18 protein-coding genes are annotated in these 19,778 nt (G+C 59.4%); 11 read left to right on the top strand and 7 right to left on the bottom strand.

What is annotated here, in order from left to right; genetic code table 11:
- Positions 1-4 precede the first annotated feature (4 nt).
- From AB4O41_RS26315 to AB4O41_RS26300, 4 genes are read left to right on the top strand one after another with little or no spacing between them, the layout of a single operon-like run.
- Positions 5-673, top strand: a complete 669-nt coding sequence (locus AB4O41_RS26315; RefSeq protein ID WP_460145287.1) for an SGNH/GDSL hydrolase family protein — start codon at positions 5-7, stop codon at positions 671-673.
- Entirely contained in the window at positions 670-1,344 is a 675-nt protein-coding gene (locus AB4O41_RS26310) for an alginate O-acetyltransferase AlgF (RefSeq protein WP_460145286.1), read from the top strand. Before AB4O41_RS26315 ends, AB4O41_RS26310 begins: the two co-directional genes overlap by 4 nt.
- Positions 1,345-1,361: 17 nt before the next feature.
- Positions 1,362-2,771 carry an MBOAT family O-acyltransferase gene (locus AB4O41_RS26305; RefSeq protein WP_460145285.1) on the top strand — a complete coding sequence of 470 codons (1,410 nt, stop codon included), beginning with the start codon at positions 1,362-1,364 and terminating at the stop codon, positions 2,769-2,771.
- Entirely contained in the window at positions 2,771-3,925 is a 1,155-nt protein-coding gene (locus AB4O41_RS26300) for an alginate O-acetyltransferase AlgX-related protein (RefSeq protein ID WP_460145284.1), read from the top strand. Before AB4O41_RS26305 ends, AB4O41_RS26300 begins: the two co-directional genes overlap by 1 nt.
- 75 nt (positions 3,926-4,000) lie before the next feature.
- On the opposite strand, the gene AB4O41_RS26295 is transcribed toward AB4O41_RS26300, so the two are convergent.
- On the bottom strand, positions 4,001-4,714 hold the full coding sequence (locus AB4O41_RS26295; RefSeq protein WP_460145283.1) for a FadR/GntR family transcriptional regulator: 714 nt from the start codon (positions 4,712-4,714) through the stop codon (positions 4,001-4,003).
- A 366-nt stretch (positions 4,715-5,080) separates the two neighbouring features.
- Between AB4O41_RS26295 and AB4O41_RS26290 the strand changes: the two genes are divergently transcribed.
- Positions 5,081-6,427, top strand: coding sequence for an MFS transporter (locus AB4O41_RS26290; RefSeq protein ID WP_305446236.1), 1,347 nt, complete (start codon positions 5,081-5,083; stop codon positions 6,425-6,427).
- 37 nt (positions 6,428-6,464) lie between these two features.
- On the top strand, positions 6,465-7,808 hold the full coding sequence (gene gudD, locus AB4O41_RS26285) for a glucarate dehydratase (RefSeq protein WP_460145282.1): 1,344 nt from the start codon (positions 6,465-6,467) through the stop codon (positions 7,806-7,808).
- A gap of 41 nt (positions 7,809-7,849) precedes the next feature.
- Here gudD and AB4O41_RS26280 read toward each other — a convergent pair whose 3' ends face one another.
- Positions 7,850-8,722, bottom strand: coding sequence for a LysR family transcriptional regulator (locus tag AB4O41_RS26280; RefSeq protein WP_460145281.1), 873 nt, complete (start codon positions 8,720-8,722; stop codon positions 7,850-7,852).
- A 159-nt stretch (positions 8,723-8,881) separates the two neighbouring features.
- On the opposite strand from AB4O41_RS26280, the gene ampC reads away from it, so the two are divergent.
- Positions 8,882-10,036 carry a class C beta-lactamase gene (ampC, locus tag AB4O41_RS26275; RefSeq protein ID WP_460145280.1) on the top strand — a complete coding sequence of 385 codons (1,155 nt, stop codon included), beginning with the start codon at positions 8,882-8,884 and terminating at the stop codon, positions 10,034-10,036.
- A 186-nt stretch (positions 10,037-10,222) separates the two neighbouring features.
- Here ampC and AB4O41_RS26270 read toward each other — a convergent pair whose 3' ends face one another.
- Positions 10,223-10,780 carry a DUF4174 domain-containing protein gene (locus AB4O41_RS26270; RefSeq protein ID WP_460148428.1) on the bottom strand — a complete coding sequence of 186 codons (558 nt, stop codon included), beginning with the start codon at positions 10,778-10,780 and terminating at the stop codon, positions 10,223-10,225.
- A 166-nt stretch (positions 10,781-10,946) separates the two neighbouring features.
- Between AB4O41_RS26270 and AB4O41_RS26265 the strand changes: the two genes are divergently transcribed.
- Positions 10,947-11,315, top strand: a complete 369-nt coding sequence (locus AB4O41_RS26265) for a VOC family protein (protein WP_052967258.1) — start codon at positions 10,947-10,949, stop codon at positions 11,313-11,315.
- A gap of 18 nt (positions 11,316-11,333) precedes the next feature.
- On the opposite strand, the gene AB4O41_RS26260 is transcribed toward AB4O41_RS26265, so the two are convergent.
- The 3 genes from AB4O41_RS26260 to AB4O41_RS26250 all read right to left on the bottom strand — a co-directional run bounded on the left by AB4O41_RS26260 (position 11,334) and on the right by AB4O41_RS26250 (position 14,574).
- Positions 11,334-12,692, bottom strand: coding sequence for an erythromycin esterase family protein (locus tag AB4O41_RS26260; protein ID WP_460145279.1), 1,359 nt, complete (start codon positions 12,690-12,692; stop codon positions 11,334-11,336).
- A gap of 93 nt (positions 12,693-12,785) precedes the next feature.
- Positions 12,786-13,571, bottom strand: coding sequence for a sulfite exporter TauE/SafE family protein (locus tag AB4O41_RS26255; protein WP_123720376.1), 786 nt, complete (start codon positions 13,569-13,571; stop codon positions 12,786-12,788).
- 253 nt (positions 13,572-13,824) lie between these two features.
- Complete coding sequence (locus AB4O41_RS26250; RefSeq protein ID WP_460145278.1) at positions 13,825-14,574, bottom strand: hypothetical protein; 750 nt, start codon at positions 14,572-14,574, stop codon at positions 13,825-13,827.
- 250 nt (positions 14,575-14,824) lie between these two features.
- Here AB4O41_RS26250 and AB4O41_RS26245 point away from each other — a divergent pair, with 250 nt between their 5' ends.
- The 3 genes from AB4O41_RS26245 (at position 14,825) to AB4O41_RS26235 (ending at position 17,452) form a co-directional block, all read left to right on the top strand.
- Positions 14,825-15,973: an aldose epimerase family protein gene (locus tag AB4O41_RS26245; protein WP_460145277.1), complete on the top strand. Its 1,149-nt coding sequence runs from the start codon at positions 14,825-14,827 to the stop codon at positions 15,971-15,973.
- Between the two features lie 156 nt (positions 15,974-16,129).
- Entirely contained in the window at positions 16,130-16,951 is an 822-nt protein-coding gene (locus AB4O41_RS26240) for an aldo/keto reductase (protein ID WP_460145276.1), read from the top strand.
- Between the two features lie 30 nt (positions 16,952-16,981).
- Positions 16,982-17,452 (top strand): DUF1810 domain-containing protein, encoded by a 471-nt coding sequence (locus AB4O41_RS26235; protein ID WP_460145275.1) that lies wholly within the window; start codon positions 16,982-16,984, stop codon positions 17,450-17,452.
- Here the strand turns inward: AB4O41_RS26235 and AB4O41_RS26230 are convergent.
- Positions 17,417-19,777 (bottom strand): DNA polymerase II, encoded by a 2,361-nt coding sequence (locus tag AB4O41_RS26230; RefSeq protein ID WP_460148427.1) that lies wholly within the window; start codon positions 19,775-19,777, stop codon positions 17,417-17,419. The genes AB4O41_RS26235 and AB4O41_RS26230 overlap by 36 nt on opposite strands.
- Position 19,778: the final 1 nt, after the last annotated feature.

The raw sequence follows: 19,778 nt of genomic DNA, 5'->3' as shown, positions 1-19,778 counted from the left end.
TTCGATGCCCACTTCTGCCCTTGCCGGCCTGTCCCTCCTTGTTCTTGGAGAGAGCCATATGAGCCTCGCGGACCATTTGCTGGAGCCGCTGCACGACAACCTGACTCGCCAAGGCGCTCAGGTTCATTCCATCGGTGCCTGCGGTGCCAGCGCCGGCGATTGGCTGATCAGCAAAAAGGTCGACTGCGGCGCCGAGCGCAAAGGCAACGACAAGATCGTGATCAAAGGGCGTGAGGCAACCACCACACCGATCCAGGACCTGATCGCGGCCGACAAACCCGACCTGGTGGTATTGGTCATCGGCGACACCATGGCGTCCTATGACAAGCCAGTGTTTCCGAAGGCCTGGGCCTGGCAAAGCGTCACCGGCCTGGCCAAGGCCATCGCGGCCACCGGGATCCGTTGCGCCTGGGTAGGCCCGGCCTGGGGCAAAGCGGGTGGCATGTACCAGAAGAATGATGCCCGCGCCCAGTTGATGTCGCAGTTTTTGGCCGCGAACGTGGCGCCTTGCACCTACATCGATTCGCTGACGTTCTCCAAACCCGGGCAGTGGATCACCACCGACGGGCAACACTTCACCGTCGCCGGCTATCAAGCATGGGGCACTGCAATTGGCGGTGCGTTGGCCAAACTGCCCGCCGAGCGCGTCAGCAGCGCAGGAGCCGGCAAATGAGCCGATCCGCATGTGGCTGGGCGCTGTTCGCGCCCTTGATGCTGAGCTTGCACGCCCAGGCTGCCGACATTGCCCTGTACCCGACGGGCCCGGATCAGGACTCGGCCTTCCTGCGCTTTATCAACGCCGCCGACCGCCCCTTGCAGCTGCTGGCCGAAGGCTCGCGGGCCCGCCTCAGACTCGAGGGTTCGAATGCCGTGTCCGACTACTTGCCTGTGCCCGCCAACCAGCCGATCAAGGGCACCCTGGAACGCAACGGCAAAAGTCAGCCGCTGGACATTCAGGTGGCAGCAGGCGAATTCGCCAGCGTGATCGCTTTGCCTGACAGCGCTCAAGGTATTCGCCAGGTCGTCATCCGTGAGCAACCAGACGACTTCAATAGCCTGAGAGCCTCGCTGGCTTTTATCAGCGCCGATCCAGCGTGCACCCAGGCCGGTTTGCGCGCCGCGGGGAAGAACGCCGACCTGTTCAAGGAAGTGGCCGACGGCAGTGTGCAACGCCGAGCGATCAACCCGGTCAGTCTGTCGGTTCAATTGGTCTGCGCCCAAACCAACGTCGGTGCCCCGCTTGACCTGGGCCAGCTCAAGGCCGGCGAGCGTTACAGCGTTGTGCTGCTACCTGGCGCAAATGGCCCTTACCTGCTGCTTGCGACTGACGTCCTGGCCCACTGATCGGATCGCGCCACCCCATGGTTTTTGCCTCTCTCGAGTTTCTGACGTTGTTCCTGCCACTGTTCCTGTGTGCCTATGCCGTGTGCCAAGCCGCCTGGCGCAACGTCACGTTACTGATTGGCAGCTGGCTGTTCTATGGCTGGTTGAGCCCTCGGTTCCTCGCCGTGCATGTGGCGCTGACGATCACGGCGTGGGCTGGCGGTTTGCTGATTGACGCCTTGCGGGAAGAAGGCAAGGGCCGCGTGCGGCTACTCGCGATGCTGATCGTGCTCAACACGGCGGTGCTGTGCTGGTACAAGTACGCCAACATCGTCGCTGGCACGTTGATCGATACCGTCACCTGGTATGGTGCCATGCCGCTGGACTGGCAGCGGGTCATCATGCCGGCCGGGCTGTCGTTTATCGTCTTGCAGGCGATTTCCTATCTGGTGGATGTACACCGTCGCACCGTGCCGGTCGAACGCAGCTTCATTGATTACGCCACCTATATTTCGATGTTCGGCCATTCGGTCGCCGGCCCCATCATTCGCTATGACTGGGTTCGGCGTGAGTTGAATCAGCGTTACTTCAACCTGCAGAATTTCTCGCTGGGCGCACGCCGATTCATGGTCGGGATGTGCATGAAGGTCCTGGTGGCCGACACCCTGTCGCCGGTGGTCGATGTGGCGTTCAGTTTGCCCAACCCCAGCTTCTCCGACGCCTGGGTTGGCTGCCTTGCTTATTCCCTGCAACTGTTCTTCGACTTCGCCGGCTACAGTGCCATGGCCGTTGGGCTGGGACTGATGCTGGGTTTTCACTTTCCCGAGAACTTCGACCGTCCGTACCTGGCCAGCAGCATCCAGGACTTCTGGCGCCGCTGGCACCTGTCGTTGTCCAGCTGGTTACGTGACTATCTTTATATTTCGCTGGGTGGCAATCGCAACGGCACCTGGAAAACGTATCGCAACCTGTTCCTGATCATGGCCATCGCCGGCCTCTGGCACGGCGGTGACAGCTGGAATTATCTGCTGTGGGGCAGCGCCCATGGCATTGCGTTGTGTGTGAATCGTGCCTGGAACAACTCTACCCTGCCCCCGGTACCGCCAGTGCTTGCCCATGGGCTGACACTGTTGTTCGTTTGCCTGGCCTGGACACTGTTCCGCGCCCCTGATTTTCATAGCGCGCTGAACCTGTACTCCGGACAGTTCGGCCTGCAGGGCGTCGCCCTCGGTGATGAACTGTCCGCGACCCTGCGCCCGGTACACGGCCTTGCAGGTTTGCTGGGTGTGTTCGGTGTCATCGCTCCGCTGCTGCGCCCTTACTGTGAGAATCGACTGGGCGGCCTTTTTTTCCACACCGCCGCCCTTTGGCCCATCGCCGGTTTAATGCTGTCGTTCGCGTTGATCGCCAGTCGCGAAACCGTCCCCTTCCTGTACTTTCAATTCTGATGACGAGCCTAAAGCACACCCCGCCCCCTCCTCACCCAGATGATCTGGCGACACGCAGCAGTCGGTTGCCAGGCGTGGCGCTGCTGATATTCCTGTTCGTCGGGCTGCTGTCCTCAGGCCGTCTGATCGTTTCAGGACAGATCTCGCTGTTACCCGATAAAGTGCTGACCTCGCAGATTTTTGACGGCGATATCACGCATCGGATCGCCAAGGAACTGTCGAACGCTTACCTCCCCACGACCTTCGCCGAGCTGGAGCGCGGTGTCAGTTGGCTGCTCCTCAGAGACACCGGGCCGAGGGTTCGCTCGGGTTGTCCTGACTGGTTGTTTTTGGCCGATGAGCTCAAGGTCAATCATCAAGCGCAGCGCAACGCCGATGCCAAAGCCCAGGCAGTGATTGATCTGAAGCAGCAACTCTCCCAACGTAACATTGGCTTGCTGGTGGTCATCGTTCCAGACAAGAGCCGCATCGCTTCCGAGCAGCGTTGCGCACTGCACCGTCCAGCCGCTCTCGAAGGGCGCATCCGGGCCTGGACCTCGAAGCTGGATGTGGCTGGTGTGGCGAATCTGGACCTCACCGATGCGCTGACGCCACTGGGGGCCGATGCCTGGTTGCGCACCGATACGCACTGGAGCGAATCCGGCGCGCAGGCGGCGGCCGAGGCCATCACACAGCGCCTGAAAACCCTGGGCATCAGCGCAACGCCACGCAGGTCGTTCAACGAAAATCATGCCCCGCTCGCGGTACGACCTGGCGATCTGGTCCATCTGGCGGGCATCGACTGGCTGCCGCTCAAATGGCAACCCGCACCCGAAATGGTCGCCCAAACCAGCACCCATGAGCTTCCTGTTGCGTCAGCCGATAGCCTCGATGCCGAGGCAGACCTCTTTGGCGATGCCGACCTCCCCGACACCGCGCTCATCGGCACCTCATTCTCGCGCAACTCCAACTTCGCAGGGTTTCTGCAAAAGGCACTGGGCGCCTCCGTGGGTAACTTCGCCAAAGACGGCGGAGCATTCTCTGGCGCGGCAAACAGCTACCTCAACAACCCGGCCTACAAAGAAACACCGCCAAAGCAAATCATCTGGGAAATCCCGGAGCGGGACCTGCAGTCGGCTTACATCGACCCCATTGCCTATCGCTCGTTGCAGTAGGCCAATCGCAAATCTGGGCCGTACAGGTTGGAAACGAGCCTGCAAAAGGGGTGCTGTCGAGGAGACAAACGGCGGCTACCGATCGGCCGAGAAACGGTCTCGGCTGTTGGTCAGGTGCAACCACATTGCCGCACGCGCCGCATCCGGATCCTGGCGTTTGATGGCGTTGAGAATCGCCTCGTGCTCGAGGTTGGCGAGCTGCCCGAGCTTGCTCAAATCCGCCGATCCGCGCTCGGAGGCATTGACCCGGGTCCGGGGGATCATGGCGCTGCCCAGGTGCTGCATGATCTCGGTGAAGCACACATTGCCAGTGGCTTCGGCGATCAGCAGATGGAAGCGTTTGTCTGCCTCGACGCAACTGTCGTTGTTGGCCAACAGGCTTTGATAATCATCCAATGCTTGACGCATCTGCACCAACTGCTGGTCTGTGCGACGAATCGCTGCCAGCGCGGCGGCCTGGGTTTCCAGACCCATGCGCAGCTCCAGAATACTGCGCACGCCCAGCGCGGTATCGACATTCAGCCGCAGCCCCTGATCCGGTGCTCGCTCGAGAACAAAGGTACCGATGCCGTGACGGGTTTCCACCAGCCCCGAAGCCTGCAACTTCGAGATCGCCTCGCGCACCACCGTGCGACTGACGCCATGCTCCTGAACAATCGAGTTCTCCGACGGCAGCTTGTCCCCCGGCACCATCTGGCCGAGCAGGATGCTCTGGGTCAGTTTGCTCACCAGATCATGGGCCAGGTTGTGGGCACGCTTGCGGGCAGGTGCGTCGATGTCTTCTTGCATGGTGGTAATCCATAAAGCAGGTATCCGGATCGTAGCACTGCGCTCGCTTCTCGTTGACTGGAATCTCAACAAAATGCCGTCATACTTGTATGACAACACTAAATTATCATGCTGAAGCAGACGATTTAAACTTATCAAACCCAACGTCCTCGCCGCGGGAAAGAAACATCACCGACTGAACAAACCAAGACACAACCCAGCAAATACGCCACACAAAACCAAAAAAAGAATAAAAACCCGCCCATTTAACGCCATTTTGTTGAGAGACAGCACTTGTCGACGCGAAAAACCTAGTTGTATGATGTCTATCAACAACGCAGCACCCAGCAACACCCCGCATAAAAATAACGAGTGGGAGAAAAAGAAGTGAATACATCCATATCCGGGATGAACGATGGCGCCGATTCGGTCCTGAAGTCCGCCATCTCGAAAGTGAAACGCCACGTCCTGCCGCTGTTCGTGATCATGTTCATCGTCAATTACATCGACCGCGTGAACATCGGCTTCGTCCGCGCCCATATGGAACATGACTTAGGGATTGGCGCTGCCGCCTACGGCCTCGGTGCCGGTCTGTTCTTCATCGGTTACGCACTGTTCGAAGTCCCTTCCAACATCCTGCTGCAAAAAGTCGGCGCACGAATCTGGCTGACCCGCATCATGTTGACCTGGGGCCTGGTGGCCGCCTGCATGGCGTTCATCCAGAACGAAACCCACTTCTATATCCTGCGGTTTCTGCTCGGCGTGGCCGAAGCCGGTTTCTTCCCTGGGGTGATTTATTACTTCACCCGCTGGTTGCCCGGTGTGGAGCGCGGCAAGGCGATTGCGATCTTCCTAAGCGGCTCGGCCATTGCGTCACTGATCTCCGGTCCGCTGTCCGGGTTGCTGCTGCAAATCAGCGGTTTGGGCATGCACGGCTGGCAGTGGATGTACTTCATTGAAGGGATGTTCTCGGTCGGGCTGTGCGTGTTCGTCTGGTTCTGGCTGGACTCCAAACCCCACGACGCCAAATGGCTGACCCGTCCCGAGCAGGATGCACTGGTCAAAGCCATCGATGACGAACAACTGGCCCGCGAAGCCGCGACGCCGATCAAGCCGTCGCTGGGCACACTGCTCAAGGATCGCCAGATCATCCTGTTCTGCCTGATCTACTTCTTCATCCAGTTGACCATCTACGCCGCGACCTTCTGGCTGCCGAGCATCATCAAGAAGATGGGCGATCTGAGTGACATTCAGGTCGGGTTGTTCAACTCGATTCCGTGGTTGCTGTCGATCGTTGGCATGTACGCCTTCGCCACGTTGTCGGCCAAATGGAAGCATCAGCAAGCCTGGGTCGCTGCTGCACTGCTGATCGCTGCGGCCGGGATGTTCATGTCCACCACGGGCGGGCCGATCTTCGCCTTCGTCGCCATCTGCTTCGCCGCGCTGGGTTTCAAATCGGCATCGTCGCTGTTCTGGCCGATTCCTCAGGCGTACCTGGATGCGCGGATTGCTGCTGGCGTGATCGCACTGATCAACTCGGTGGGCAACCTCGGAGGCTTCGTTGCGCCGACCACCTTCGGCCTGCTTGAAGAACACACCGGGTCGATTCAGGGCGGGCTGTACGGCCTGGCCGCTACCTCGATCATCGCGGCAATCATCGTCTTCGCCGCGCGTAATAAACCGAAACCCGCACCTGTGGTTGCCCCGGGCAAACCAGCACCTAATCACGCCTGAACACTCATGTAAGAGCACGGTTTATAAGGACAAGAAAATGAACCCACAAGAAGCCGCAAAAGCCCCGATCATTACCAGCATGCAAGTTGTACCCGTGGCCGGCCACGATGGCATGCTGCTCAATCTGAGTGGCGCCCACGGCCCGTTTTTCACCCGCAACATCGTGATCCTCAAGGACAACGCCGGTCACACTGGCGTCGGCGAAGTGCCGGGTGGCGAGCGTATTCGCCAGACGCTGGAAGACGCGCACACATTGGTGGTCGGCAGCCCGATCGGCACTTACCAGAAGATTCTCAATCAGGTGCGCCAGACCTTTGCCGATCGCGATGCCGGTGGTCGCGGCCTGCAGACCTTCGACCTGCGCATCACCATTCACGCGGTCACCGGCCTGGAAGCCGCCCTGCTCGACTTGCTCGGTCAGCACCTGGATGTGCCAGTCGCGGCCCTGCTCGGCGAAGGCCAGCAGCGCGACGAAGTGAAGATGCTCGGTTATCTGTTTTATGTCGGTGATCGCAACGAAACCGATCTGGCCTACCGCAGCGAACCGGACGCCGACAACGACTGGTTCCGTGTGCGTCACGAAAAAGCCATGAACGCCGAAGCCGTGGTGCGCCTGGCGGAAGCAGCCCACGCCCGTTATGGCTTCAAGGACTTCAAACTCAAGGGCGGCGTGTTGAGTGGCGACGAGGAAATCGAAGCGGTCACAGCCCTTGCCGAACGTTTTCCCGATGCGCGCATCACCCTTGATCCGAATGGCGCCTGGTCGCTGAAAGAAGCGATCCGCCTGTGCCGGGATCAGCATCACGTTCTGGCTTACGCCGAAGACCCTTGCGGTGCGGAAAACGGTTATTCGGGCCGCGAAGTCATGGCCGAGTTCCGTCGAGCCACCGGCCTGAAAACCGCGACCAACATGATCGCCACCGACTGGCGGGAAATGGGCCACGCGATTCAGTTGCAATCGGTGGACATTCCCTTGGCCGACCCGCACTTCTGGACCATGCAGGGCTCGGTTCGGGTCGCGCAGATGTGCCACGAGTGGGGCCTGACCTGGGGCTCGCATTCCAACAACCACTTCGATATTTCCCTGGCCATGTTCACCCACGTCGCGGCCGCTGCGCCGGGTGAAATCACCGCCATCGACACCCACTGGATCTGGCAGGACGGCCAACGCCTGAGCAAAGCGCCGCTGCAAATCGTCGACGGCTGCGTGCAGGTGCCGAAAAAACCTGGCCTGGGGGTTGAACTGGACATCGATCAACTGGCCAAGGCCCATGAGCTGTACAAAGGCATGGGATTGGGCGCGCGGGATGACAGCGTGGCGATGCAGTTTCTGATTCCGGGGTGGAAATTCGATAACAAGCGGCCGTGTCTGGTGCGGTAGGCTCTGAAAGCACCGCAATCCCGCTCCCACAGTTTTTTGTATTAAAGCGAAGCTTGCAGCAACCAACCTTTGAACGCCGCCATCGCCGACGTTTCAGGCCGTGACTGCAAATGGGTCAGCCAGTAGCTACCGGTGGTGATCCCGATGGCAAACGGTTGCTCGATTACACCCGCTGCCAGTTGCCGGGAAAACATCCGCGGCGGTGCCAATGCAACGCCTGCCCCTTGCAACGCCGCTTCCATCATCGCCAGCGATGAGTCGAAGACAATGCTCCGAGGTGGGGCGGCATGGACCGAAAGGCCGGTAGCCTGAAACCACTCCGGCCACTCATCCGTGCGATAGGAGCGCAACAAGGTTTGTTGCAACAGATCGGCTGGCGTGTGCAATTGTCGCGCAATCTCGGGAACGCAAAGCACCGACAGCGGCGCCTCGATCAAGCGCACCGCTTCAATCCCATGCCACGCCCCCGCGCCAAAACGAATGGCGTAATCGAGGCCTTCAGCGGCCACATCCACCCGGTTGTTGTTGGTCGAAAGGCGCAAATCTATGAACGGATGTTTCGCCTGAAAATCCGTCAGCCGCGGCAGTAACCAGCCCACCGCAAACGTCCCCACCGCCCCTACCGTCAACACCTCGCGAAAATGCCCGCCCTCGAATCGCTCCAGGGTCTCGGCGATCCGGTCGAAGGATTCGCGCAACACCGGCAGCAGCGTTTCACCTTCGCTGGTCAGCATCAGGCCTCGGGGCAGGCGTTTGAACAAAGTCACGTTAAGCTGGGCTTCAAGGCTTTTGACCTGATGACTCACCGCCGCCTGTGTGACACACAACTCCACCGCCGCCCGTGTGAAACTCAAATGGCGTGCCGAAGCCTCGAAAGCGCGCAGCGCATTCAATGGCAGATGAGGTCGAATCATGCCCACTCCCAAAATTTTCTAATGGCTCATCCGAAATATCGTTGTTTGTCGTTCTTCGCCAAACTGCATAGATTTGGCTCGCCCAGCAAGGGACCGGCTTGAAAAACCGCTCGGAGTGTAGCGATTAACTCAATAGAAACTCACGGAAAGTGGCTCATCATGCATAAAAAGAAACAGGAAAAATTCACGTCCTACAGCGCTTTCGTACTTTTCCTCGGTACCAGTCAGTGCTTTGCTGACGACCGCATCGAAGCAATCGTGAAGAACACCATCGAACCGGTGATGCAGCAACAGCAGATCCCCGGTGTCGCGGTCGCGATCACCGTCAATGGCCAACCGCATTACTTTAACTACGGCGTAGCCTCGAAAGAAAACGGCAAAGCCGTCACCGAGAACACCCTGTTCGAAATCGGTTCGGTGAGTAAAACTTTCACTGCCAGCCTCGCCGCCTATGCGCAGGCGACAGGCAAACTGGCCCTGTCGGACAATGCCAGTCAGGTTCTGCCGACATTGCGTGGCAGCGCGTTCGACAGCATCAGCGTGCTGCAACTCGGTACCTACACCGCCGGTGGCCTGCCGCTGCAATTCCCCAGTGAGGCAGACCATCAGGACAAAATGCTTGGCTACTTCCAGCAGTGGAAACCGACTTACGCCGCCGGCACTCATCGCCAGTATTCAAACCCCAGCCTTGGGTTGTTCGGCTATCTGGCAGCCCACAGTATGGGTGCGCCGTTCGATGAGCTAATGGAAAAAACCTTGCTGCCGAAACTCGGCCTCAAGCACAGCTACCTCAAGGTGCCGCAGGATCAGATGACGCTTTACGCCCAGGGTTACAACAAGGACGACAAGCCTGTGCGGGTCGGACCGGGCGCATTGGATTCCGAAGCGTATGGCGTGAAAACCAGCGCCTCGGACCTGCTTCGCTATGTTGAAGCGAACATGAACCCGACGTCGCTGGAAAAGCCCCTGCAACAAGCCATCGCCACCACTCACACCGGTTACTACACCGTCGGCGAGATGACTCAAGGGTTGGGTTGGGAGTTCTACAACTATCCGGCAACGCTCGATACATTGCTGGCGGGCAACTCATCGCAGATGGCGATGGAGGCTCATAAAGTCCAACCGCTGAACCCGCCGCAACCGCCACGCGATACTGTGCTGATCAACAAAACCGGCTCAACCGGTGGCTTTGGCGCCTATGTCGCCTTTATCCCGGCGAAAGACATCGGCATCGTGATTCTTGCCAACAAAAATTACCCGAACGCCGAACGAGTCAAAATCGCTCACAAAATACTGAATGCGCTGACTGAATAATCCCGACAACCCATTGAGGCTGGGCAACCACGCACCTGTGGGAGCGGGCTTGCTCGCGAAGGGGGCGTGTCAGTCGACATATTGCCTGGCACACCGCCTTCGCGAGCAAGCCCGCTCCCACAGGGATTGCGCTTAATTGATCTGCATTGAGGTAATGCTTCTCACTGCAATAGTGCCGCGCAATACTCATTCATCCGGCTGCTCAGGCGGTTTGGCGGGTTTCGCCGGTTTGCCTTTTGCGCCTTTTGCGCCTTTGACCGGTGCCATTTCAGCCACCGGCGCAGGGGTCGGTACCGTTGCTTCTTTCTCAGCGGCCGGCAGTTGGTCGATGGTGTCAAAGACTTTCTTCAAATCGACCGATTTCGACTCATCCCCTGAACTCTCGAGTTTCTTCTCGCCGTCCTTACCCAACAGAATGACTTTGGGCAAAGCCCCGGCGCCGAGGTTCAGCGAGCGGATCAGCGCCATGGTGTCCTGCTGGCCGAGATCTTTACCATCGAGCTGACCGAACATGTTCAGCACGCTGTACACCTTGATGTTGCGCTGGGCGACGCCCTGCTTGTTGGCAGGATCCTCCAGTGACTTTTTCAGGTTCACCCAGACAGGGTCAACGGTGCTGGGCGCGATCACAATCAAGGGACGGGCCCTGCCCACGTCTTTAACCAGAGGGGAATCGTCATCGGCGGCGAACAGGGGGCCGACGAAAGCCAGCAGAGTAGCCAGGGTCAAAGACCTGATGAGCATGCGCATCTCCTTTTGATATCCACGCTCTAATGATTGCGCATCGCGGCGAACGTTCCGGGTGACGCACTGCAATTGTGTTTCGCCTTGCCCCAAGCTTAGGTCAGGGCGGTCATTGCGCAACAGCCTGAGCTAATCTCATAACCTGATTCGCCGTGAGGACTTTTCCATGAGCGCTCAGCTGAACCACACCATCGTCTGGTGCCGTGACAAACAGGTGTCGGCCCGCTACCTGACCGACCTCCTCGGCCTGCCCGATGCCGAACCGTTCGGGCCGATGCTGGTGGTCAAATTCGATAACGGTGTATCGCTGGATTTCTACAATAACGACCCGCCGATTGCTTCCCAGCACTACGCGTTTCTGATTGGCGACGAAGACTTCGATGCAGCCTTCGCTCGCCTGCAAGCGCGCAAGCAGCCCTGGTGGGCCGATCCGGGCAAGCAACGGCCGAACGAGATCAATGATTACGGCGGGGGTCGGCGGGTGTATTTCGATGACCCGGACGGGCATCTGCTGGAGATTTTTACCAGGGAATAGATACCCGTCATTTGCAGGTCATATGCCGAACGGAAAGGTGTCTTCCTCGTGCTCCATGAACTCAGGCTCCGGCAATGGCGAGACCGCGTGGGTTTTTTCGATCCAGACAAAAGCGTCGAACTGCTCCGCCAGCACTGCCTGAAAGTAATGGCTCTGGCGCTCGGTCCTGGGTCGATAAATGACGCCGATGGCGCGCTCAAGTAATGGCTCGGCCAGCACGTCCAGCAATTCCTCGCTCGGTGAGGTCCGCCAGTCGAGCAGCGCTGCGGGAATGCCGGCCTGGAGAAACAGTTGTTCCCAGCTGTCGGCCAATGCCGGGTTCACCTGTTTGACCTGCATCGGCTCATCCCAGTCATCGGCGGCAGCGACGGTGCCGTGGTCGGTGCCCATGCCGATCAGCACCGCTTGTGAGCCGTAGGCCGTGCGGCACAACTGGCCGATGTTGAACTGTCCCTCCCAACCCATTTGCGTGGCGGCGGCGTTGCCGATATGTGAGTTATGCGCCCACACCACCGCTTTGGCGCCTGCCCCGCGATGCTCCATCAGGGTTTGCAAGGTATCGAACATGTGCAGGTCACGCAGGTTCCACGAGGCGGTCGAGCCGCGGTACATGGCGCGGTAATACTGCTCGGCGGCCCGCACGACGCGGGCGTTCTGGGTGGCGCTGAAAAACGCCTCGTCGTCGGCGACCATCGGATCAAGCCGTTCGCCCAGCAGCACATTCAATTGCTCGACCACTGCGTCCTCGCACGTGGCCATATTGCCTCGCTCGGCGAAATGACCGTACAGCGCCGGGTCGTCATGCCATGGCGTGAGGCAGCTGTAGCGATGCCGGGCCTCCTTTGCCAGCTGCGGGTCGGTCTTATCGAGATAGCCCAGTACCTCATCGATGGAGTGACGCATGCTGTAAACATCCAGCCCCCGAAACTCCACACGCTGTTCGGGCGTCAGCCCGCGATTATGGTGGTGCAGCCAGCGGGTAAAAGTCTGCACGGCCGTGTTGCGCCACATCCAGGTGGGGAATCGGGCGAAGGCTTGTTTTTTCCAGGCGGAACGGCCCAGGTCGCGGACACATCGGTCGATCTGGCCGGCATCGGGCCAGTCGGCTTCGACCGCGACGATGCCAAAGCCGTGCTGCTCGATCAGGCGGCGGGTGATCGCCGCTCGGGTCTGGTAGAAGTCCTGAGTGCCGTGGCTGGCTTCACCGATCAGCACCACGCTGGCATCGCCAAAGCGGTCGAACAGTTCGCCGAATTCAGGAGAGTCGAGTGCAGGCAACGGTTCGACATGTCGGCGTAGCACTTCGGCTGCATTGCCGGGTGGCTCGCCGCGGGGGCGGCGGAACCGTCGCAGAAGATCGTTTACGGGGCTGTTCATGGACGTCATGACCTCATCTGAACGTGGTCATAGTTTTGACTACGTCAGCGAGAGCATGATTCCGCTAAATTCAGTGATGTATACGGTGCCGGATCAGAACGCCAGCTTGTAGCCGATCAGCACCAGCATCGTGGCCAGGCACGGACGCAGCAGTTCGTCGGAGATCCGCCCGGTCAAATGGCTGCCCAGGTAAATCCCCGGCAACGAACCGACCAGCAAGTAGCCCAAGACGTGCCAATCCATATTGCCCATGCTCGCGTGGCCCAGGCCGGCGACCAGGGTCAGGGGCACCGCGTGAGCGATTTCGGTGCCAACCAGGCGGCGGGTAGGCAGCAGCGGATACAGAATGAACAGCGCGACGGTGCCCAGGGCGCCGGCGCCGATGGAGGTCAGGGCCACCATGGTGCCCAGGACCAGACCAGTGATGACGGTCAGTACATTCAACCGCGAGCCGCTGGGGTTGTAGTGGCCGCCCGCTCGTTTGTGGGCGAAATCGAGCAAGCGTTTCTTGAAGAAAATCGCCAGCGCCGTGGCGAACAATACGAAGCCCAAGGCTTGTTTGATGACGGCATTCATCGCGTCGGGCGAGGTCTGCAAACTGCTCAGGAACCACAGTGTCAGCGCCACTGCCGGCACACTGCCGAGGGTCAGCCAACCGGTGATCGCCCAATCGATGTTCTTGTTCTTGCGATGAACCAGCACGCCGCTGGATTTGGTAATGGCCGCGTACAGCAAGTCCGTACCCACCGCTGTAGCCGGGTTGACGCCGAACCACAACAGAATGGGGGTCATCAACGAACCGCCCCCGACGCCGGTCATGCCGACAATAAAGCCGACCACCAGACCTGCAACGACCAACCCGAAATTGCCGAATTCCATTAATACGCCCAGAAAATCGCAGGAGAATAACCGGCTCGCAGCATAGCGATTTTTCTTATAACCAGTTATATCGATACGGTCTATCGTTATGCCAACTCACTGGGCCGGAACACTGTTTTCCCTCTCGACCATATCCCCTTGTGGGAGCGGGCTTGCTCGCGAATGTGGTGTATCAGTCGACACTCATGGCGACTGACACGACGCATTCGCGAGCAAGCCCGCTCCCACAGGGGATTTGGGCTCACTACTCTAATTACTGCACTGGCAAGAAATTCAGGAACAGCAAACTCTGGGCGTAGTTGAGGCCGATCCGCCGGTAGCGTTCATCGAGCATCTGGGTCAGCAGGTCCAGCCGCGCGACGATTTTGCCGAACTCCACGGCAAAGCTCAGGTTACTGCCCTCCTCCGAGATTTCGTTGGAAAACAGCAACGGCTCGCCTTGCTTGTTTTGTCGCTGACTCAAGATCCAGGTGGCTTTCTCGATGTTGCGCGCGGCATTACTGACGAAGGTCGGGTTGATCGCATCCGTCATGTAGAACTCCAACCGATTGCCGTGGGCGGTGACCAGCATGCTGCCGATGGCATAGATGAAGGCACCGACCCGGTCGCCAAGGAATTCCGGGCTCATGGCGTAACTCAGCGCGGCGAGGTCTTTTTTGCCGCCAAGTGTGGGTAGCGGCTCTTGCTGTTCGATGGCCATGCGCACTTGTTTTTCCGCGGTGCCAACATCGAGGAAGCCGGATTTCTTCAGCTCCTCCGGATTGCGCAGGTAGAGCTTGTTCATCAGCAGGTAGAGGCTTTCGAGGTTGTCACGCATCGTCAGGGTCGCCATGCGGTCAACGCTGGTCTGGAGGAATTCCTGGGGTTGGCCGTTGCGAAACTGGCTGACGATATCGTTGCCCGGCTGATGGCTGCAGCCACTGGCGAAGAGGATCGACAGGCCAATCAGCAGCAAGCAATAACGGCGAATGTGCGGGGTAAAGCGGGGTAAAACTCGAGCCATGGGTTCTTGAACTTGGGCATGGGCCGGCGGTGGGGATCGCCGCGGGCTGGCCAAGGATAGAACCGTGAAAGCTGGAAAAGTGCAGTGCCGGTGGTCCGTAAACGCTGATCACCGTGAAAGCGACCGCACATTAGTCATACTTTATAATTGCAACACTGCCTGAATAAGCTATAAATCCTTCCTTGATCGCGTTAATACTCGATTATTAGTATGACTACTTCTCACAAAACAACAAAAAGGAAGGTCAACCATGCTTCAATCTCGATACCTGCTCTCCGGCCTCGGACTGTCCCTGATGATCGCCACCCTCCCCGCTCACGCCACCGGTTTGTCCAGCGAACACAAAGCCTTCGGCAAAACCAATGACGGCACGCCCGTCGAGCAATACATCTTGCGCAACAGCCATGGCCTGCAAGCCACGGTCATTACCTACGGCGGGATTCTGCAGTCGCTGAAAGTGCCGGACAAAAACGGCAAGCTCGACGATGTGGTGCTGGGCTTCGATGATGTGCAGGGTTATCAAAGCGGCACCGCGTACTTTGGCGCGACCATCGGCCGCTTCGGCAACCGCCTGGCCAACGGCGCCTTCGAACTGGACGGCAAACGCTATCAAGTGCCACTCAACGACGGCAGCAATTCACTGCACGGCGGGGCCCAGGGTTTCGACAAGCGTGTATGGAAAGCCGAACCGAGCAAAGGCAAGGATTCGGTGGGCGTGACCCTGACATACCTGTCGGCGGGCGGTGAAATGGGTTTCCCGGGTAACCTGAAAACCGAAGTCACCTACAGCCTCACCGAGAGCAATGAGCTGCGCATCGAGTACAAGGCCAGCACCGATAAACCCACCGTGTTGAACCTGACCAACCACAGTTATTTCAACCTGGCCGGCGCGGGCAATGGCGACGTGCTGAAGCAACTTGCGACCTTGCATGCCGCCCGTTACACACCGGTCACCGGCAAACTGATCCCTACCGGTGAACTGGCCCCGGTCGCCGGCACACCCATGGACTTCACTCAACCGACCGCCATCGGTCAACACATCAAGGTTGATCACCCGCAACTGAAGTTCGCCGAACCGAAACAAGGCGGTTTCGATTTCAACTGGGTGTTGGACGCCAAGGGTGATCTGGGCAAACTCGCCGCCGATGTCAGCGATCCGCAATCCGGGCGCCGGCTACAGCTCTACACGACTGAACCGGGTGTGCAGTTCTATACCAGCAACTTCCTCGATGGGACGGTCAAGGGCAAGGCTGGCAAGATCTATCCGCATTGGGGGGCGTTTACTCTGGAGACGCAGCATTATCCGGATTCGCCGAACCAGCCGAATTTCCCGTCCACACGGCTGGATCCGAGCAAGCACTATAGCCAGACCACGGTGTATAAGTTTTCTACCCTGTAGATCAAAAGATCGCAGCCTTCGGCAGCTCACCGGCCCCCGGGTATGCCCCGCCCTGTAGGAGCTGCCGCAGGCTGCGATCTTTCGACATGTCCATGGAACCACCGGGCTATTTTGCTGCCAACTGAAGTATCGATCGGGCTTCGGTAAGGAGGATTCATGCGTACTCTTGAGTTGGCCGGCATCCATGTGCCGGTCATCGGCCAAGGAACCTGGCGCATGGGAGAGGAACGCTCCCGACACACAAAGGAAGTTGCAGCGCTGCGTTTGGGCATCGAGTTGGGCATGACCCTGATCGACACCGCTGAAATGTACGCCGAAGGAGGCGCTGAAGAGGTGGTGGGTGAAGCCATCGCAGGCAGGCGAGACCAGGTTTTTCTGGTCAGCAAGGTCTACCCCCACAACGCCAGCTGCCTAGGCATCCCCCAAGCCTGCGAACGTAGCCTACGGCGTTTGAAAACCGATTACATCGATCTTTACCTGTTGCACTGGCGCGGCGAGTATCCCCTTGAGGAAACCGTCGATGCCTTCGAACGGCTGCGTGAAAGCGGCAAAATCGACCGTTGGGGGGTGTCCAACTTCGACTTGGATGACCTGGAAGAATTGGCCTCGCCCACCTGCGCCACCAATCAGGTGCTGTATAACCTGGAAGAGCGCGGCATCGAATTTGATTTGCTCCCCTGGAGCCAACACCAAAGGATGCCGGTGATGGCCTATTGTCCGATCGGCCAGGGCGGGCACATGCTGGCCAACTCGACGCTCATGCAGATTGCCGTCCGTCACGAGGCGACACCCGCGCAGGTAGCGCTGGCATGGATTCTGCGTCAGAACGGCGTGATCGCCATCCCCAAGGCGGTCCGTCCCGAGCATGTGCAGCTCAATGCGCAAGCGGCGCAATTGCGGCTTGAAGTTGGGGATCTGGAGGCGCTGGACCAAGCTTTTCGCGCGCCACAACGCAAGCAGCGGTTGGCTATGGTCTGAGCCATCGCGGTTCTGTCAGAGGGCATCGGCATGAGAAGTACCGATCAGCTCGACTCTTTCAACTTGCCACGCTTCGTCCAGGCGCAGGACCCTGTGTTCGAGTGGGTACAGGAGGAACTGCGCGCCGGCCAGAAGCGCCGGCACTGGATGTGGTTTATCTTTCCGCAGTTTTGCGGACTGGGCGACAGCGAGATGTCCCGCTACTTTGCCATTCGCTCCAGCGAAGAAGCCACGGCGTACCTGGAGCATCCGTTGCTGGGGCCACGCTTGCGTGCCTGCACGCAATTGGTCCTGGACGTTCCTCATCAGTCGATCGCCAAGATTTTCGGCCATCCCGATAACCTCAAGTTTCACTCATCGATGACGCTGTTCGCCCAGGTTTCGCCAAAAGGCAGCCTGTTCCATCAGGCGCTGGATCAGTATTTTCATGGCATACCGGATGGCTGGACGTTGTCGCTGCTGGACTCAAAACAAGCCCAGTTGCCCCCCAATCAGCGTTGAAAAATCGTCATCCACGAACGGCAGGATCGCATCCGCCACCGGTTGCAGCTGCCGGGTGACGTAATGGTCGTAGTCGATGGGCGCGCTGCGGACTTCCAGCGGCTCGGGGCCGGCGACGGTGATGACATAACTGATCCAGCCGCCATTCTGATATTGCCGCGGGCGTCCCTGCTGGTCGTTGTAGTCGTCGGCGATCCGCGCGGCCCGCACATGGGGCGGCACGTTACGTTGATAGTCGTCGAGGGTACGGCGCAGGCGTTTGCGATAGATCAGGCGCTCGTCGAATTCCCCCGCCAACGTCCTGCGCACATAGTCACGTACGTAATCCTGATAGGGCTTGCGATTGAAGATGCGCAGGTACAGCTCCTGCTGGAATTGCCGGGCCAACGGCGACCAGTCGGTGCGCACGGTTTCCAGGCCCTTGTAGACCATTTCATCGGTGCCATCTGCGCGGGTGACCAACCCGGCATAGCGCTTCTTGCTGCCCTCCTCGGCGCCGCGAATGGTCGGCATCAGAAAGCGCTTGTAGTGGGTTTCGAACTGCAACTCCAGGGCACTTTTCAGCCCGTATTGCTGTTTCACATGCTCACGCCACCACTGGTTGACGTGGTCCACCAGCACGTGACCGATCTGCGCGGCTTCTGCCTGGCCGTGGGGACGCCGGAGCCAGACAAAGGTCGAGTCGGTGTCGCCATAGATCACCGCATGGCCCTGCGCTTCGATCAACTGGCGGGTGCGCAACATGATCTCGTGCCCACGCAAGGTGATGGACGATGCCAGCCGTGTATCGAAGAAGCGGCAACCGCTGGAGCCGAGGACGCCGTAGAAGGCATTCATGATGATCTTAAGGGCCTGGGACAGCGGCGCGTTGTGTTCGCGCTTGGCGGTTTCACGACCTTCGGCAACCCGGGCGACAATGGCCGGCAGGCAATGCCGGGTTCTGGAGAAACGTGCACCGCGAAAACCCGGCACCGACTCGCTGTCGTCGGGATGCTTGAGCCCTTCGATCAAGCCCACCGGATCAATCAGGAAGGTGCGGATGATCGACGGATAGAGGCTTTTGTAATCGAGCACCAGCACCGATTCGTACAACCCCGGTTGCGAGTCCATGACAAAACCGCCGGGGCTGGCCTCCGGTGGTTTTCCGCCGAGGTTCGGTGCGACGAAGCCCTGCCGGTGCATCAACGGCATATACAGGTGCGTGAACGCCGCCACCGAGCCACCGCTGCGGTCCGCTGGCAAACCGGTGACGCTGGCGCGCTCGAGCAGGAAGGTCAGCAACTCAGTCTTGGCGAAGATCCGCGTCACCAGTTCACAGTCCTTGAGGTTGTACTTCGCCAGGGCCGGTTTGTCCTCGGCAAACATGCGATTGATTTCGTCCATGCGCTGGTACGGGTTGTCGATCGACTTGCCTTCGCCCAACAGGGTTTGTGCGACATTTTCCAGGCTGAACGAGGGGAAGCTCCAAGTCGCCGAGCGCAGCGACTCGATGCCGTCGATGATCAGCCGGCCGGCGGCCGAAGCGAAGTAATGATTTCGGCTGCCGTGCTCGCGCCACTGCATTTCTTCACCGCCACGCCCCAGTTTCAGCGGCACCGCCAAGCGACGAGCATGTTCGTGCAGTACGCGCAGATCGAACTGCACGACATTCCAGCCGATGATGGCGTCGGGGTCGTGCCGGGCGAACCATTCATTGAGTTTTTTCAGCAGCAGGGTTCGCGAGTCGCAGTATTCGAGCTGGAAATCCACCCCACTGTCATCGCCATTGGGCGGCCCGAGCATGTACACCTGACGCTCGCCGCAGCCTTCCAGAGCGATGGAATACAACTCGCCCTGGGCGGTGGTTTCGATGTCCAGTGAGACCAGCCTGAGCTTCGGTCGGTAGCCAGGGTCGGGTTTCATTTGCGCGTCGAGCAGCAGGCCTTCGGCGCTGGATGTGCCGCCGAACAGAACGGGCGCGGTGATGAAACGCTCCATCATGTAGCGTTCCGGCGGGCGGATGTCGGCTTCGAATACATCGACGCCTGACCTGCGCAGCGCGGTGTCCAGGCGCATCAACTGACCGTGCTGCTGGCAATACAGGCCAAGCACCGGGCGATGTTCGAAGTCCAGCAGCGCCAAGGGCTTCAGCTCGAGGTTTTTCTCGCCGCGCAGCAGCGCTTCGGCTTGCTCGCGTTGGGCTGCCGGAATGAACGCTACCGACGGTTGATGCGGCAGGCGGATACGCCGGGGACCGGCATCGGTCGCCAGCCAGAACTCGACTTCCGTGCCCGCCGGGGTATCGCGCCAATGCCGGGTCAGCACGAAGCCCTGCTGTAAATCCACC

The organism is Pseudomonas sp. S2_A02 (assembly GCF_054668495.1).
Note: the sequence above shows the minus strand (reverse complement) of the source record. Positions and strands in the feature narration are given on the sequence as shown.

Excerpts from the sequence above, each read along its gene's own strand:
- AB4O41_RS26295 (WP_460145283.1), bottom strand. The coding sequence starts at position 4,714 with ATGCAAGAAGACATCGACGCACCTGCCCGCAAGCGTGCCCACAACCTG.
- AB4O41_RS26255 (WP_123720376.1), bottom strand. The coding sequence starts at position 13,571 with ATGGAATTCGGCAATTTCGGGTTGGTCGTTGCAGGTCTGGTGGTCGGC.
- AB4O41_RS26315 (WP_460145287.1), top strand. The coding sequence starts at position 5 with ATGCCCACTTCTGCCCTTGCCGGCCTGTCCCTCCTTGTTCTTGGAGAG.
- AB4O41_RS26270 (WP_460148428.1), bottom strand. The coding sequence starts at position 10,780 with ATGCTCATCAGGTCTTTGACCCTGGCTACTCTGCTGGCTTTCGTCGGC.
- ampC (WP_460145280.1), top strand. The coding sequence starts at position 8,882 with ATGCATAAAAAGAAACAGGAAAAATTCACGTCCTACAGCGCTTTCGTA.
- AB4O41_RS26310 (WP_460145286.1), top strand. The coding sequence starts at position 670 with ATGAGCCGATCCGCATGTGGCTGGGCGCTGTTCGCGCCCTTGATGCTG.
- AB4O41_RS26245 (WP_460145277.1), top strand. The coding sequence starts at position 14,825 with ATGCTTCAATCTCGATACCTGCTCTCCGGCCTCGGACTGTCCCTGATG.
- AB4O41_RS26300 (WP_460145284.1), top strand. The coding sequence starts at position 2,771 with ATGACGAGCCTAAAGCACACCCCGCCCCCTCCTCACCCAGATGATCTG.
- AB4O41_RS26240 (WP_460145276.1), top strand. The coding sequence starts at position 16,130 with ATGCGTACTCTTGAGTTGGCCGGCATCCATGTGCCGGTCATCGGCCAA.
- gudD (WP_460145282.1), top strand. The coding sequence starts at position 6,465 with ATGAACCCACAAGAAGCCGCAAAAGCCCCGATCATTACCAGCATGCAA.
- AB4O41_RS26250 (WP_460145278.1), bottom strand. The coding sequence starts at position 14,574 with ATGGCTCGAGTTTTACCCCGCTTTACCCCGCACATTCGCCGTTATTGC.
- AB4O41_RS26265 (WP_052967258.1), top strand. The coding sequence starts at position 10,947 with ATGAGCGCTCAGCTGAACCACACCATCGTCTGGTGCCGTGACAAACAG.
- AB4O41_RS26280 (WP_460145281.1), bottom strand. The coding sequence starts at position 8,722 with ATGATTCGACCTCATCTGCCATTGAATGCGCTGCGCGCTTTCGAGGCT.
- AB4O41_RS26235 (WP_460145275.1), top strand. The coding sequence starts at position 16,982 with ATGAGAAGTACCGATCAGCTCGACTCTTTCAACTTGCCACGCTTCGTC.
- AB4O41_RS26305 (WP_460145285.1), top strand. The coding sequence starts at position 1,362 with ATGGTTTTTGCCTCTCTCGAGTTTCTGACGTTGTTCCTGCCACTGTTC.
- AB4O41_RS26260 (WP_460145279.1), bottom strand. The coding sequence starts at position 12,692 with ATGAACAGCCCCGTAAACGATCTTCTGCGACGGTTCCGCCGCCCCCGC.